Raw genomic sequence first — 13,869 nt, 5'->3', positions numbered from 1 at the left:
CGACACTTAGACGTCCAGCTTCTGTATTCGCGGTCTCGCGGCTGTTCCTGTCGCCACAGCGGCCGTGCCATACGAGCCCGAGGAATTACCCGACAGCTCAGCCGGGGTGCAGGTAGCCCTCGTTACCGAAATTAGGGTAATGAATACCCATGTGTCGAGGTGCAATCCCCCGTACCGTAGGTTTTGTGTCGCCGATATCGCGCATCACCGTACGCGATGCATAAGGACGCCGCCGACCGCCCGAACGATCCAGAAGATCAGCTTTCGGCAGCCGAGCACAGCTCGCGCACGGCGTGACCGGGCTAAAACTTTGGGCAGAATCGCGATTTTGGAAAGAATGCGCGACATCGTGGGCGGTCACGTCCGCGAATGTCAAAGAAACGTCAAAGGAACGTGTGATGCATGAAGCGTTGACTACTTTCGTGCGGGGCGAAGAGCAGCGCCAGAGCAAGGAAGCCGTGGCACAGCGACTTCCGGGGGTTCTCCTTCGGGGCCGAAAGGGGTGCGCTCCGTGATGGAGCCCCAGACCGCGGATTCGTCGCCGAGCGTCGGCATCGTGGGAGAAACCCCGCTCGTCAGCGGGGCACCGGCCGCTCCGTCACGTGTTTCCGGACGGGACCGGTACCTGGATCTGTTGCGTGCCATCGCCCTTGTCCGTGTTGTCGCCTATCATTCCTTCGCCGGCGCAGTCTGGCTGAGCATGGCATTCCCCTCGATGGGCGTGATGTTCGCCCTCGCAGGATCCCTCATGGCACGGTCCCTTGAACGCCCCGCACTTGGAGTTCTCAGAAGCCGTACCCGGCGCCTGCTTCTGCCGCTGTGGGCTTATAGCGGAACCGTTTTGGTTCTCCTGCTCTGGCAGGGCTGGACTCCGACAGTTCGAGCCGGCGGGTCCTGGCTCCAAATCCTCCTGTGGTTCATCCCCCTCGGGGACCCACCGTTCCCGCAAAACATCGGCTCTGACGCTGGTCTAGTGGAATCCTCCTGGGCTCTCCAGGCTGAAGAGGGCTTGTGGTACATCCGGACATATTTCTGGTTCATGCTGATGTCTCCGCTTCTACTCAAGGCCTTTCAACGGCTGCCATGGACCACGCTGCTTGCGCCGTTGGGCCTCATGGCAGTTCTCAGCATGGGTCTTGTCCCTCTTCCGGACTGGGGAAACAGCGCCATCACCGATTTTGCCACCTATGGATCCTGCTGGATCCTCGGCTTCGCCCACAACAACGGCCTGCTGTTCAAGATGCCTCGGCGGGCCGTCTTCGCCGCTGGTCTGGCCCTCATGGCACTGGGCCTCATGTGGGCGTCCAGCCACCTCGAGGACACGAATTGGGACTTGAATAGCATTCCCTTGGCCCAAGCACTGTGGTCGCTGGGCTTCTGCGCCATGTTGCTCCGAATCTCGCCATCATGGAAGGCGCTGCCCAGGCCGATTCGGTATCTGGACAAGCCCGTCAACCTCATCAACAACCGGGCCCTCACCATCTACCTCTGGCACAACCTCCTGCTGGTGATCAACGTGATGGTGATCGACCGGCTCTACAGGATCGACGACGTCGCAGCAGCCATACCTTGGGTTCTAAGTAGCGAGTGGACCCAGTTCATCGGTGTGTGGCCGCTCCTCGCAGTCCTGTTCCTCACCATCGGCTGGATCGAAGACGTCGCCGCCGAACGCCCTCCGCGGCTGTGGCCCACCGGTTCACCCAAGAAACCATCGGCCCTTCCCGGAGCCGCCGACCGCAACCGGTCCGGCCGGGATCTGCACAGCCGGACCGCGGATGCTCAACAGCCCACGGCCGGAAGCGGACTCCGCACCAGTCATCCGCAGCCTGAGGAACCACAAGCCAGCAGCGGCGGGCTGAACGGCATACCATTGGCGCGGCAGCCAGGCCAGTTCACCGCATACAAATGCACAGTGCCCGCAGGTCCGGACAGTACCCGGCCTGAACCACACACTCGTGATGGAAACGGCTGGATCTATGTCCTGAAGGGACGCCTCCTGCTGGGACTCGGGGACCAGGACATGGTCCTTGCCCCGGGCCAGTCAGCAGAAATCGGCGCAGGCACGGCCCACTGGATTGGAAGCGCCGGGACCGAGCCGGTTGAGTACCTGGATATCTTTGCAGATCACGGCGTCCCGGCCTCTCAGCCCGAATCGGAGGACAGCCTGTCGACGCCCATGCATGGCCCGGCCCGCCGGGCAGACGGCCGCATCCTCAACTGAGCTAGGAATCCGAGTGGCAGGTGTTATCAGTGAAGAAACTTATTCCCCTCGTCGCTAGCGGAGCCCTTCTGCTGGCCGGCTGCACACCCGCGTCTCCGCAGACAACACCAACTCATGGGCCGGTGGACCATGCAAGGCAGACACGCAAACCAACACCGCCACCCCAGCGTTCGGCTCCGGCGGGCTCCGCCGATCAGTTCGCCAGCATCATTGGCCAAGACGAGCAAACCTGGCGAGCTTATGAGGCAAACATTGACGCATGCAACAAGGCCGCCGAAGGACGTACGCCGGACAACTACATACAATCCATGGAGTGCATCAAGAATGCCCAAAAGGCTGCGGCTTCAGCCGAGGATGACATCACCGCGCTCCTCGCTCTTGGATCCCCGCCCCCAGAACTCGCGGTCCTGGTCACTGAGACCCTCAATGCCCTCACACCGCTAAGCGAGTCGAACGCAGCAAGCCTCTGTCAGGATGCCGGGAGCGACCTCTGCGCCAGCGCTGTTGACCGGATCGACCAGTCTGCGGCGACGCTGGTCGAGGTGCTGGACGAATGGGCACCCTACAAACAACCCGGCTGATGCTGCAACGGCCACGGCGAGACATCGTCGTGGCACACACCGACACGCAGGAAAGCCGCGCCCGCGGCAAACTCGTCGTCACCACCTAATGAGCAACCTCACCATCATCGGTAACGGCAACATGGCCCGGGCATCGCGGCAATAGCCGACCTCATGAGCCAAAATGACGACGGCGGGGACTCTCCCGCCGTCGTTCTCTTTCGTTCCGTCATGCCCGTGCGGGAGCGCGGGTCGTAGAATTTCGCTATGTCCGCAACACGCGCAGTTGAAATCGAACGGAAGTTTGATGTCGAGGAGGAGGCCATTCTCCCTTCGCCCCGGGACCTGCCCGGCGTTGCCCGGGTTGATCGGCCCGTGGAACACCGGCTGGAGGCCGAATACTTCGACACCGAGGACTTGCGCCTGGCGTCCGCGCGGATCACCCTGCGCCGCAGAACCGGCGGAGAGGACGCCGGGTGGCACCTGAAGTTGCCCGCCGGACCGGACGAACGGACGGAATTCCGCGAACCGCTCGGAGAACAGGCCGACAGCATCCCGGAAACCCTCCGCGGGCTGGTCCGTGTGCACACCAGAGACCGGGCGCTGGTACCGGTGGCCCGGCTGAAAACGAGGCGCGTCGTGTACCGGCTCAGGGACACGACGGACGCCGTTCTCGCGGAGTTCAGTGATGACCGGGTGCAGGCTGAGGTACTGATCCACCAACGGGGTACCCGGCAGTGGCGGGAGTGGGAGATTGAACTCGTCGCCGGTCCCCCGGCCCTGCTCGAGTCCGTGCAGGACCGGCTTGCCGTAGCCGGCGTCCGGCCCTCCGCCTACCAGTCCAAGCTGGCACGGGCCCTAAACCTGGATCCTAACCCCACGGAGCGGGCGCCGAAGCGCAAGGGACCGGCTGGAGAGGTCATCCTCGCTTACCTCCGGCAACAGGTGCAGGACCTGAAGGATCAGGACCCCCGCGTGCGGCAGGACGCCCACGACGCGGTGCACAAGATGAGGGTGGCCACCAGACGCATGCGTTCCGCGCTGGCGACGTACCGGAAACTGCTGGACGACGCCGAGTCGGTGGGTTTCCTGCGGAATGAACTGAAATGGCTCGCCGGTGTGCTCGGTCAGGCCCGCGACGCGGAGGTCATGCATGCGCGCCTGAAGGACATGGTCGCCGAAGAACCCGGAGAGCTGGTCATGGGACCGGTCGCCCGCCGGGTCGATCTTGAACTCGGCGGCGCCTACCAGGAAGCCCACGCCAAGGCATTGGAAGCATTGGACGGACAACGCTACTTCCGGCTGCTCGACGCCCTGGAGGCCATGATCGCTGACCCGCCGTTCGCGCCGCTGGCCTCGAAACCGGCGGTCAAAGTCATCCCCCGGCTGATCCAGCGTGACATCAAACGGCTGCGCACTGCGGCCCGGGGGGCCAGGCGGCATCCTGCCGGTACCAGTGACCACCCGGCCCTCCACGAGGCCCGCAAGGACGGGAAACGCCTGCGGTACGCAGCAGAAGCCGCTGCCCCCGTCAACCCCAAGAAGGCCGCACGACTGGCCAATGCAGCCCACGGCGTCCAGAAAGTCCTGGGAGACCATCAGGACAGCGTCGTTACCCGCGAGCTGCTGCGTCGACTCGGCGCCGAGGCCTTCATCCTGGGCGAGAACGGGTTCAGCTACGGACGGCTGCACGCGCTGGAACAATCCGCCGCACTCGAGGCAGAGACCCGCTTCCACCGCGAATGGAAGAAATTCCCCGCCATCTCGCTGAAGGCATAGCGCCGAGCGGGACCGGGATCCCCCGTGCCCCTGGCATTCACGGCCGTGGGCCGTGTGAGCACCTTGCGCGGTCTCCCCTCAAGCAGCGCTGCATCCCTCCACCGGATCGCTGACGGCGTGGCCCAGGCCATCGAGTGGCACTCGATTTAGACTGCACCCATGTCCCAAACTGAACGAACCATCACAGACCAGGTCTTCGAAGCTGCCTTCGAAGCCGCACAAAAGAGCCTTCGAGAGGGCGGCATCCCCATCGGTGCTGCGTTGGCCCGCGGCGGGGTCGTCATTGCCAGCGGCCACAACCAGCGCGTCCAGCATGGCGATCCAATCGCCCACGGCGAGATGTCTGCGCTGCGGGCCGCCGGTCGCCAGAAGAGCTACCGGGACACAACCCTGTACACCACCCTGGCGCCGTGTGCGATGTGTACCGGGACCATCATCCAATTCAAGATTCCGCGCGTAGTGGTGGGCGAGGCCGAGACATTCCCCGGCGAATTCGAACTTCTCCGCTCACGCGGCGTCGAAGTGGTGGTGTTGAATGATGCCCGATGCGTCGAGATGATGCGCACCTTCCAGGAGGAACACCCTGAGCTGTGGGCGGAGGACATCGCCGAGTAGTCTCAGTTGACCGGGGCGAGGACCCGCCCTCAAGTCGGTCTACCGGGCCGTGCGACGAGTGAAGACCAGATGGAGAACTCCGGATGGAGAAGGGGTCGCTTCGATGTCAAAGCGTTGTTCGAGTCCTTCGAGTCCGTCCCAGAGCCGTTCGCCCCGGCCCAGGACGATCGGCACGAGGACGACGTGCATGTGGTCGATCAGATCGGCCTCGAGGAACTGACGAACCGTGCTGACGCCGCCACCGATCCGGACGTCGAGGTCTCCGGCCAGGGCGCGGGCCTGCGTGAGCGCGGAGACGGGGTCGGCGTCAACGAAATGGAAAGTTGTTCCGCCTTCCATCGCGAGTACGGGCCGGGGATGGTGTGTCAGAACAACGACAGGGGTGTGGAAGACAGGGTTATCGCCCCACCATCCCTTCCATTCGTCGTTCTCCCACGGACCGCGTTGAGGGCCAAACTTGTTGCGTCCCATGATCTCCGCACCGATCCCGGGCCCCCATTGGCTGGCGAACGCCTCGTCGACGCCGAAGGATCCCTCCGACTCCCCGTGGAAGCCCATCTCGCGGAAGGTGCGCGTCTCGAATGCCCACTCCATTAGCCGTGAGCCGGCGTGACCGAACGGCGCGTCGAGTTGCTGGCCCTCGCCGGTGCCGAAGCCGTCGAGGGAGACCGAGAAGTTATGCACGCGGACGAGGGACATGTCATCTCCTGAAGTGCTTGTCGTTTGCAGTCACTTTATGGTGATCGAACCCGACAGCTCAAGACCGACGATGGGAGAATCAAGCCGCGATGCGTGTCCCCTTGCATTCACCGCCATGGGGCCTTGAGCCCGTGGACTCATTCGGCGGTGCCCGTCTTCGCGGCGTAGGCGGTGGCTTGGGTCCGCACCTGGCGAATGTAGGGATCGGACTGGTTGTAGGAGTAGATGGCGTCGGTCCATCCTTGGGCGGTTGAGAGGTCACGGCCGTTTGCGCACAGGTAGGTCGCCGCGCTGAGGGCGGCGTCGTCGATATTGAACGGGTCCGCTGTTCCGTCCTCGTTCCCGTCCTGCCCTACGAGCTGCCAGGTGGAGGGAATGAACTGCATGGGTCCGACGGCGTGGTCCCAGCTGGCATCGCCGTCCAGGACACCCGCGTCCGTGTCCGCGATGGCGGCGAAACCGTTGCCATCGAGACTCGGGCCAACAATGGGGCCGCTCGCCTGACCTGCGGCGTTGAGACTGCCGCCGCCGTAGGTTCCGTGCGCTGATTCGACGGAGCCAACGGCTGCCACGGTGTTCCAACCGATCCCGCACATCGGAGCGGAATCGTTGGCCGTGGCTGCCGCTGCAACGTAGGCCCTGAGCGCGCGGGCAGGGATCCCGGTCTGCGCGGCAGCCCGGATGAGCCACTGGGCATCCGGGCTCGGGGTTACGTTCACGGCGGTGGTGATCCCGGCGGACAACATTTCAAGTTGCACCCCCGCTCGCGGGGGTGCAGAAAGGGCCCCGCGGGCGTCTGCGCCGGGCAGCCGCACTGCCCAGAACGAGAAGACGGCGATGAGCGAAACCGCGAACAGGCTGAAGACCATACGGCGTTTTAGACGGAGCACGGACTAATCAAACCATCCAAGCTCCGCGGACAATGCACACACCCCTTTGTGGACCCTTCTCGCAGCACTGGTGCCCCCCTCTGCGACGTGGACGCCCGAAACTCCCTATCCCACGTCCTCGGGAACATTCAAATGAACGCGCGCATGTAACGGTCACACTGGCTGTGCCGGTTCTTCCGGTTTTGCTGCGTCGGCCATGAGCTGGTCGATGCGTGCCGAGTCCGTCTGGGCGGCGTTGAGCGCGTCGGCGTGCTTGAAGGATTACGCCAGTGCCTTACCTGCCTGCTCGACGCGCGACCCGGTACGGTTCACACCGCCATCGAGCGGGTGGTTAGGCTGGGTGGATGGCGACAGTTATTCTCGTGCGGCACGGCCGCACCACAGCCAATGCCACTGGACTTCTGGCCGGTCGGGCCGTCGGCGTCAGCCTGGACCAGATCGGGCGCGACCAGGCGGCTCTGACCGGAGACCGGCTCGCGGCCGTGCCCGTAGTCGGGGTGGTGTCGAGCCCTCTTGAGCGGTGTCAACAGACCGCCCAACTCATCCTCGATCGCCAGGCTGGCACGCCGTACGCGCCGGTCGATCTCGATCTCACCGAGTGCGATTACGGCCAGTGGCAGGGCCGCACGCTCAGTGATCTCGCGACCGAGGATTTGTGGCCGGTTGTGCAGTCGCAACCGTCCGCCGTCGTCTTTCCCGGCGGAGAATCCATGGCCGCGATGCAGGCTCGGTCGGTGGCAGCGATTCGACGCCACGATGCAGCCTTCGAAGCCGAGTACGGGCCAGGGGCCGTATGGGTGGCGGTGAGTCACGGTGACATCATCAAGTCAATCCTCGCCGACGCGCTCGGCATGCACCTTGACCTGTTCCAGCGCATTAACGTGGGCCCCGCCTCCGTATCGATCGTGCGCTACGGCGCTAGTCGGCCGAGCGTCTACGCGACCAACACCGACGCGGGTGATCTGTCGTGGCTGTCGAACGGCATCCACTCTGGCGATGCGCCGGTGGGCGGCGGTGCAGGGCAAACGGCGCCATGAACCTCATGTGCCTAGAATACTGACATGCCTACACGTGTTCATGAGTTTGCCTGGCCTGATCGGGTCGTCGTTGGCACCATTGGCCTTCCGGGGGCGCGCACGTTCTATCTGCAGGTGCGCGCAGGTACGCAGATCGTGAGTATTGCCATGGAGAAGCAGCAGTCGGCTCAGCTCGCGGAGAAGATCGACGAAATTCTCGACCAGCTCATCACCGTCGAGGGCAACCCCTTCAGCGTTCCCACGAGTACTCCCATTGAACTTGTCGACAATGACCAGCTCGACGCCGTTCAGGAGCAGTTTCGCACCGGCGCCATGAGCTTGGGTTGGGACCCAACCACGGCCCAAGTAGTAATAGAGGCCTACCCCATCACCGATGTCGATGCTGATGACAACGACGAATCACTCGATGAGGACGGCGCCAACGAGCCCGAAGTGCTGCTGGTGCGAATGCCGGTCGGCACCGCCCGCGCATTCGCCAAGCGCACCCGTGAGGTCGTGGGCGCCGGGCGTCCGACGTGCCCGCTCTGCGGTTACCCCATAGACGCCGACGGGCACATTTGCACCCTTCCCGAGGTCTGATGCCAGCGCCGGACCTAGTGACCGCAGAGCTGACGCTCACCGGCCGCATCACGACGGCTTCAAACGCTACATTTCTGGGTAGCATCGGCGACATGGTGGTCGTCTATAAGCCGATAGCAGGCGAAAGTCCGCTGTGGGATTTTCCCCACGGCACCCTGGCTCACCGGGAGGTGGCCGCCTACCTGGTCTCGCAGGTCTTCGGCTGGGACGTCGTGCCGCAGACCTGGCTGCGCGATGGTCCGATGGGCGAAGGAATGGTGCAGCTCTGGCAGGAGCAAGACCCCGCCCAAAGCGCCGTGAACCTGGTCGCGACGAACCAGGTGCCGGAGACGGGCTGGAAACAGGTTCTCGAGGGACGAGATGAGAACGGACGGATGGTGGCCCTCGTTCACGAAGACTCGCCAGCGCTCAGACGCATGGCGGTGTTCGACATCATCGTCAACAACGCCGACCGCAAAGGCGACCACATTCTTGCCATGACGGACGGACACCGGCACGGCGTGGACCATGGGCTCACCTTTCACCGGGACCACAAGCTTCGCACGGTGCTGTGGGGATGGCTGGGAGACGCTCTGACCGCCGAGGAACGCGACGGCATCGATCGTGTCAGCGAAGGACTGCACGGTGGGCTGGGCCGAAACCTGGCGGACTTGCTCAGCGCCGAAGAAATCGCATCGCTCGCCGCGCGCTGCGCCCGGTTGCGCTTGGCAGGGCGGTTTCCGGCTCCGAGCGGTGAGATGCCGGCGGTGCCCTGGCCGCTGTTTTAAGGGAATTACGGCTAGGACCGGACTCCTCATGTGCTACGCCCTCGTATCCACGAACGACCGCCGCGATCGCACAGTGATGGCTGCGGCAGCGGGTTAGTTGGCGGGAAGGCCATGGCAGCAAAGCCCACCAGTTCCTGCTAATCGCCCTCAGTCACGATGAATTTCCCTCCCAGTGGTGCTCCCCAGGACCACACCCGACCGTCGGTCAGGTCGACCGTCCGCGTCACACCTACCGGTCCGCAGACCGGACTGCTCGGCCGGCTCAGCGCCGCGGCTGTCCGGCGTGATTGCCCCCGCGAGGCTCCGAGGCGTTATCGGCTAGCTCGCTGACACATCGATCAGCACCTTACCGATGATGCTCTCTTCCACCGCCGCGTGGGCCGCAGCCGTGTTAGCCAGTTCAAAGCGATGCAGCGGCAGGCCTGCAGCTTCTCCGACCGGAATGGCACCGTCGGCGATGGCCGCATTGATGTCCTTGGCGGCGTCGTGCACCGCCGCCATGCCAACGGTGTAGAGCAACACAAACTGGTAGCGGACGTTGAGGCTGAAGTGCCTGCGCACGTCCAGGGTCACCTGATCGCCGCCGTTGTTGGCGTAGACCGCGATGGAGCCGCGGTTGCGGATTACAGCCAGGTCGAGTTCCGCGTTCTGCGCGGGCGCCACCTCCACGATCTGGTCGACGCCCTCGGGAGCGATCCGACGGATCTCCGCGGCCGCGTGGCTTTCCCGGTAATTGATGACGTGATCAGCGCCGGCGGCCGTGACCAGCGCAGCCTTCGCCGGTCCACTCACGGTCGTGATCACAACAGCGCCGGCCCACTTGGCGAGCTGGATCGCCGCATGGCCCACGGCGCCGGCCCCTCCAGCAACGAGAACTACCTTGCCGTCCAAGGCTCCCGGGCGCAGCCGCCGCGGGCCGTCCTCGGCGATGGTCAGGGCCCTGTGGGCGGTGATCGCGGGAACGCCCAGGCTTGCGCCGAGATCGAACCCGGCATTCTCCGGCAGCGGAAAGACCCGCTCGGCCGGCAGGACGGCGAACTCCTGGGCTGTCCCGCCGTCGGAGCGCTGGTAGGCGGCCAAGGCCACCCAGACCCTGTCACCGACGTGGAGATGCTCGACGCCCGGCCCGACGGCGTCCACCACTCCGGCGCCGTCTTGGTTCGGCACGACCTCCGCGAAGGGCAAGGGCTCGCCCGGTCTGGCGCCGCGGCGCGACTTCCAGTCGGTGGGGTTCACCGCAGAGACCACGATCCGCACGCGCACCTCCCCACGCCCAGGGTCGCGGGTCTCGCGGTCGACGAGTTCGAGAACAGACGCATCACCCGTGGCACGGTACACGATTGCTTTCATACTCAGACCTAACGCCGTCCTGGACCGAAAATTCCCGCCGTGTCGAGATAAACTGGACCGATCATGATCGGTGCCCTGCTCCGTATTTTGGCCTGGTTCGTCATCCTAGCGACCTTCCTCTCGGCCTGCGCGCCAACGAACAGACTCGATGAGGCCACCGTCGATCAACCGATCCGGACCTCCTCGGCCCCGCCGGCCGCACGCGATGACGTCCCCGCTCCTCTCCGGCCCACGTCCCCCACCCCGACGCCGGTTCCCACGCCGCCCCCGGCGCCCCAGGCGTTCGCCCTCAACCTCTACCAGGAGGGGGACTTCGTGCCGCAGTACACCTTTGAGTGGTGTGTAGCGGCGAGCATCCAGATGATGCACAACCTCATCGACGACACCGGGGCCGGCACGTGGACAGATCGCGTCCAGCAGGGGGAGCTGTGGGAGATGGCGCGTGCACGGTCGTTCAACTCGTTCAACGGTGCCAACCCCTTGGGTTGGGCGGAGGTGCTGAACGAGGTCGGGATGGGGCCGTACGCCGTCGTGAGCGTCGCCGATTATGAGGAGGCGCTGCAGACGGCGGCGCGCGCCATTGCCGACACGGATCGGCCGGTCGGGCTGGTCATGTGGCGCGGCCGCCACGTATGGGTGATGAGCGGCTTCGAGTCACGCGGCGATCCCGACGAGTTCCCGGAGTTCCCGGTCACTGGCATCCGCGTCCAGGATCCGCTCTACCCGTACGGCGATGACCAGTGGGGGCCGTCCCCCGCGCCCGACGCCCTGCTCACCCCCGAACAGTTGGCGACGCAGTTCGTCGTACGCGAGCCGCGACGCTGGAGCAGCGACATTCCGGCTGGCTACATGCTGGTGTTGCCGATCGCCAAGGCCTGATCAGCCCCTGATAGCCCTAATTCCCTGATGCCGACCCATGAAGGTTCCAAGGACCTAGCGGCTGCTCTTGAAATCTGAAGGGCGCTGGCCACAAATGGTCGCAGACCAAACACCCGAGGAGGTCACCATGACGGTCACGTTCAACCACACCATCGTCTACTCAACGGACAAGCGCCATTCGGCGGAGTTCCTGGCCAACGTGCTCGGACTGCCGAAACCCCAAGCCATGTGGTCTTTCATGACCGTGCCCCTCGACCACGGAGTGGCCCTCGATTTCGCCACGGCAGTCGGGCCCATCTCCCCGCAGCACTACGCCTTCCTGGTCAGCGAGGAGGACTTTGACGGAATCTTCGCAAGGATTCAGTCCCAGGGCATCCCCTACTGGGCAGACCCGGGACGGTCTCGCCCGCAGCAGATCAACCACAACGACGGCGGACGTGGCGTCTACTTCGTGGATCCTGACGGGCATTTCCTCGAAGCGATCACGCGTCCATACGGTTCGGGTGCTGCGTGAAGTCCTGGCTGGGTACGCTGACAGCCGCCGTGGCAACTCGCCCTATGTGATTGGATCGGAGCGCCGTAGTTGCCACCAGGTCTGCCTGATTGGAACGGCCCGTAGAGCCCCATCTGTCGTCATTTGGGAAGGCTATGCGCCTGATGCCTGTGTGCAGCGAAACTCTTCCGCGCGGGTTGGTCTGAACATCGCCCAGCCCACGAGAAAGGAAGCACCGGACACACGAACGGCCAGCCATAACTGAACGGGGCTCCGGCGGAGCGGTTCGGACGTCCCCCACACCGGGTGTGGACAGTGTCCACAGGGCCATAGGGCCCCATAAGGCCCCTGAACAGGGAAAACGCGTGCCCGAGGTGGGACTCGAACCGGGTTCCAGCCCTTGAATTTCCGTCACTCCCCCGCAAACATCGCCAATCCGACCCAATCCGGCAACAGCACAGCCCAGTCCGACACCCAAAGTGTGGACACTGTCCACACCCCCAATTCTCCCCACCAGAGGCCTCCCCCAAACTGCCGAACGCCGCATCGACAGGGTGCGGCGCTTCTTTTGCCCTGAAAAACTTGATCTTGCTGGAGAAGTACAACCGCGGCTGCAACCGGGTCCTGCCCGCGCCCGTTACCGAGTCTCGGGCACGCAGCACCGCATGCTCAGCCTCTAGTCCCTCCATCACCACGTCACCTCCCTTCAAACCATTCATGATGTGTTTGTCGGACCGCTGCATGACCGGGCAGCGTCCCTTCAGACGCCGACCCCCAACGAGTCGTTCTCGGGCTGGACGAAGACCTTCACCGACCCGCGCCTGTGCGCAGCGATCGTGGACCGACTCACGTTCAACGGCGCGATCATCGAAACCGGCACAGACTCCTACCGCCTCGCCCACACCAAGCAACACCCCACGTGACGGGCGAGGAACCTTCACCTCCGTCAAGTCCTTAGCGGTGGTGTGCCGAGATTCGAGCAGCTTGAATAATGACAGGAATCAGATCGACCTGTAATGATGAGCCTGGCGCCGACTCTCTGGCCGGGCGTTCAAATAGCTGGCACTTCGCTAGCTGGGGGAGATTCACACATGTTTGAAGTCGAAGCGACCAAAGACGGCCACGAACACCGTGTCATCGATAGGGCCACCGACGTCTACCTGAAGTGGCTAGTCGCGGGCGGCCCCTATTTCACGGAAGTTTTCAAACTCGTGCACTCCGAAGGAAGTATTCCCTTTACCACGGTGCGTGCGGAAGGCGTGGACCCTGAATCAGGGCTGCCCTACTTCGTATTTAGGTTCTTAACCTTTGGTAGTGCGCCCAAGGCGCACAGAAATACTCAAGACCTGGTCAACCGCACCTTCGATAATGAAACCGAAAAGCGGCACTGGATGAATGTCGCAGCAGAAGCCCTTCTGGTTTTTGGATGGGCGTATAACGGACTGAAAGCTCCACATCCGAGCTACACCCGCGTTGACCTCGATGGGAAAATTTACATTCTTAAAGACTTCGGTTACACCCTCAACTCGAAATAGGGTTAGCGCCGTGGCCGTGGACAGGCTGACCTCCAACGGCGCCGCCATTGAAACCGGCACAGACTCCTGCGGCCTCGCCCGCACCATCGCCCACCAAACCGTGGGCTAGACGGCGGCCCTGGTCAACACGCGAGAACGCTGTATGCCCTCAGCTTTCTCGCGGGTGTGGTGGCCGCCGTGCCAGTGTTGAGCCTTGGGAAGGCTCGGCTGACGACGGACCTACCTAGTTGCCGTGGCCCCGCTGGCCGGAGTCCGTCCTTTGCTGCAGGAGCTCGATAAACAGGCTCAAGTCACTGCCGCTCTGCCCATAGTCGGCGAGGGTCGTTGCAAGCCGGGGGCGGCAAGCGGTGTAGACGTCAGTGCCTTCGCTTGTCTCGGAGAATCTAACTTCGATGACCTCACCCCAAGTCCAAATATTGCCTCGGACGTAGACATCTACTCCTCCGGGGACTTCCTCAGCTCGAG

General features: G+C 63.9%; 13 protein-coding genes and 1 pseudogene. 11 read left to right on the top strand and 3 right to left on the bottom strand.

Annotated elements, in window-relative coordinates:
• The first annotated feature begins 514 nt into the window (after nucleotides 1-514).
• The 4 genes from ASE96_RS14765 (at nucleotide 515) to ASE96_RS14750 (ending at nucleotide 5,175) form a co-directional block, all read left to right on the top strand.
• Entirely contained in the window at nucleotides 515-2,221 is a 1,707-nt protein-coding gene (locus tag ASE96_RS14765) for an acyltransferase family protein (RefSeq protein ID WP_235500288.1), read from the top strand.
• Nucleotides 2,222-2,529: 308 nt separating this feature from the next.
• A complete protein-coding gene (locus ASE96_RS19620; RefSeq protein ID WP_056431957.1) occupies nucleotides 2,530-2,802 on the top strand; it encodes a hypothetical protein in 273 nt (90 codons plus the stop codon).
• 246 nt (nucleotides 2,803-3,048) lie between these two features.
• Entirely contained in the window at nucleotides 3,049-4,560 is a 1,512-nt protein-coding gene (locus ASE96_RS14755; RefSeq protein ID WP_082492767.1) for a CYTH and CHAD domain-containing protein, read from the top strand.
• 159 nt (nucleotides 4,561-4,719) lie between these two features.
• A complete protein-coding gene (locus ASE96_RS14750; RefSeq protein ID WP_056431954.1) occupies nucleotides 4,720-5,175 on the top strand; it encodes a nucleoside deaminase in 456 nt (151 codons plus the stop codon).
• Between the two features lie 39 nt (nucleotides 5,176-5,214).
• Here the strand turns inward: ASE96_RS14750 and ASE96_RS14745 are convergent, their stop codons facing one another.
• Nucleotides 5,215-5,874, bottom strand: a complete 660-nt coding sequence (locus ASE96_RS14745; RefSeq protein ID WP_056431951.1) for a dihydrofolate reductase family protein — start codon at nucleotides 5,872-5,874, stop codon at nucleotides 5,215-5,217.
• 137 nt (nucleotides 5,875-6,011) lie between these two features.
• On the bottom strand, nucleotides 6,012-6,743 hold the full coding sequence (locus tag ASE96_RS14740; protein WP_156367621.1) for a lytic transglycosylase domain-containing protein: 732 nt from the start codon (nucleotides 6,741-6,743) through the stop codon (nucleotides 6,012-6,014).
• Nucleotides 6,744-7,108: 365 nt separating this feature from the next.
• Between ASE96_RS14740 and ASE96_RS14735 the strand changes: the two genes are divergently transcribed.
• From ASE96_RS14735 to ASE96_RS14725, 3 genes are read left to right on the top strand one after another with little or no spacing between them, the layout of a single operon-like run.
• Complete coding sequence (locus ASE96_RS14735; protein ID WP_056431944.1) at nucleotides 7,109-7,801, top strand: histidine phosphatase family protein; 693 nt, start codon at nucleotides 7,109-7,111, stop codon at nucleotides 7,799-7,801.
• A gap of 24 nt (nucleotides 7,802-7,825) precedes the next feature.
• Nucleotides 7,826-8,380, top strand: a complete 555-nt coding sequence (locus tag ASE96_RS14730; protein ID WP_056431941.1) for a DUF3090 domain-containing protein — start codon at nucleotides 7,826-7,828, stop codon at nucleotides 8,378-8,380.
• Nucleotides 8,380-9,147 carry an SCO1664 family protein gene (locus ASE96_RS14725; protein ID WP_056431938.1) on the top strand — a complete coding sequence of 256 codons (768 nt, stop codon included), beginning with the start codon at nucleotides 8,380-8,382 and terminating at the stop codon, nucleotides 9,145-9,147. Before ASE96_RS14730 ends, ASE96_RS14725 begins: the two co-directional genes overlap by 1 nt.
• A 318-nt stretch (nucleotides 9,148-9,465) precedes the next feature.
• Here the strand turns inward: ASE96_RS14725 and ASE96_RS14720 are convergent, their stop codons facing one another.
• A complete protein-coding gene (locus ASE96_RS14720) occupies nucleotides 9,466-10,497 on the bottom strand; it encodes an NADPH:quinone reductase (RefSeq protein ID WP_056431935.1) in 1,032 nt (343 codons plus the stop codon).
• 63 nt (nucleotides 10,498-10,560) lie between these two features.
• On the opposite strand from ASE96_RS14720, the gene ASE96_RS14715 reads away from it, so the two are divergent.
• From ASE96_RS14715 to ASE96_RS14700, 4 genes and pseudogenes are all read left to right on the top strand, one after another.
• Nucleotides 10,561-11,376, top strand: coding sequence for a hypothetical protein (locus ASE96_RS14715; protein ID WP_056431932.1), 816 nt, complete (start codon nucleotides 10,561-10,563; stop codon nucleotides 11,374-11,376).
• A gap of 94 nt (nucleotides 11,377-11,470) precedes the next feature.
• On the top strand, nucleotides 11,471-11,890 hold the full coding sequence (locus tag ASE96_RS14710) for a VOC family protein (RefSeq protein WP_235500263.1): 420 nt from the start codon (nucleotides 11,471-11,473) through the stop codon (nucleotides 11,888-11,890).
• Nucleotides 11,891-12,645: 755 nt separating this feature from the next.
• Nucleotides 12,646-12,792, top strand: a pseudogene (locus tag ASE96_RS14705) (ATP-binding protein); the annotation flags it as partial.
• Between the two features lie 168 nt (nucleotides 12,793-12,960).
• Nucleotides 12,961-13,404, top strand: coding sequence for a hypothetical protein (locus ASE96_RS14700; protein ID WP_082492781.1), 444 nt, complete (start codon nucleotides 12,961-12,963; stop codon nucleotides 13,402-13,404).
• The last annotated feature ends 465 nt before the right edge of the window (nucleotides 13,405-13,869 follow it).

The organism is Arthrobacter sp. Leaf69, from assembly GCF_001422645.1.
Taxonomy (GTDB): Bacteria; Actinomycetota; Actinomycetes; order Actinomycetales; family Micrococcaceae; genus Arthrobacter.
Note: the sequence above shows the minus strand (reverse complement) of the source record. Positions and strands in the feature narration are given on the sequence as shown.

Coding starts and splice junctions, on each gene's coding strand:
- ASE96_RS14750 (WP_056431954.1), top strand. CDS start 4,720: ATGTCCCAAACTGAACGAACCATCACAGACCAGGTCTTCGAAGCTGCC.
- ASE96_RS14710 (WP_235500263.1), top strand. CDS start 11,471: ATGGTCGCAGACCAAACACCCGAGGAGGTCACCATGACGGTCACGTTC.
- ASE96_RS14740 (WP_156367621.1), bottom strand. CDS start 6,743: ATGGTCTTCAGCCTGTTCGCGGTTTCGCTCATCGCCGTCTTCTCGTTC.
- ASE96_RS14725 (WP_056431938.1), top strand. CDS start 8,380: ATGCCAGCGCCGGACCTAGTGACCGCAGAGCTGACGCTCACCGGCCGC.
- ASE96_RS14765 (WP_235500288.1), top strand. CDS start 515: ATGGAGCCCCAGACCGCGGATTCGTCGCCGAGCGTCGGCATCGTGGGA.
- ASE96_RS14755 (WP_082492767.1), top strand. CDS start 3,049: ATGTCCGCAACACGCGCAGTTGAAATCGAACGGAAGTTTGATGTCGAG.
- ASE96_RS14735 (WP_056431944.1), top strand. CDS start 7,109: ATGGCGACAGTTATTCTCGTGCGGCACGGCCGCACCACAGCCAATGCC.
- ASE96_RS14730 (WP_056431941.1), top strand. CDS start 7,826: ATGCCTACACGTGTTCATGAGTTTGCCTGGCCTGATCGGGTCGTCGTT.
- ASE96_RS14745 (WP_056431951.1), bottom strand. CDS start 5,874: ATGTCCCTCGTCCGCGTGCATAACTTCTCGGTCTCCCTCGACGGCTTC.
- ASE96_RS19620 (WP_056431957.1), top strand. CDS start 2,530: ATGGAGTGCATCAAGAATGCCCAAAAGGCTGCGGCTTCAGCCGAGGAT.
- ASE96_RS14700 (WP_082492781.1), top strand. CDS start 12,961: ATGTTTGAAGTCGAAGCGACCAAAGACGGCCACGAACACCGTGTCATC.
- ASE96_RS14715 (WP_056431932.1), top strand. CDS start 10,561: ATGATCGGTGCCCTGCTCCGTATTTTGGCCTGGTTCGTCATCCTAGCG.
- ASE96_RS14720 (WP_056431935.1), bottom strand. CDS start 10,497: ATGAAAGCAATCGTGTACCGTGCCACGGGTGATGCGTCTGTTCTCGAA.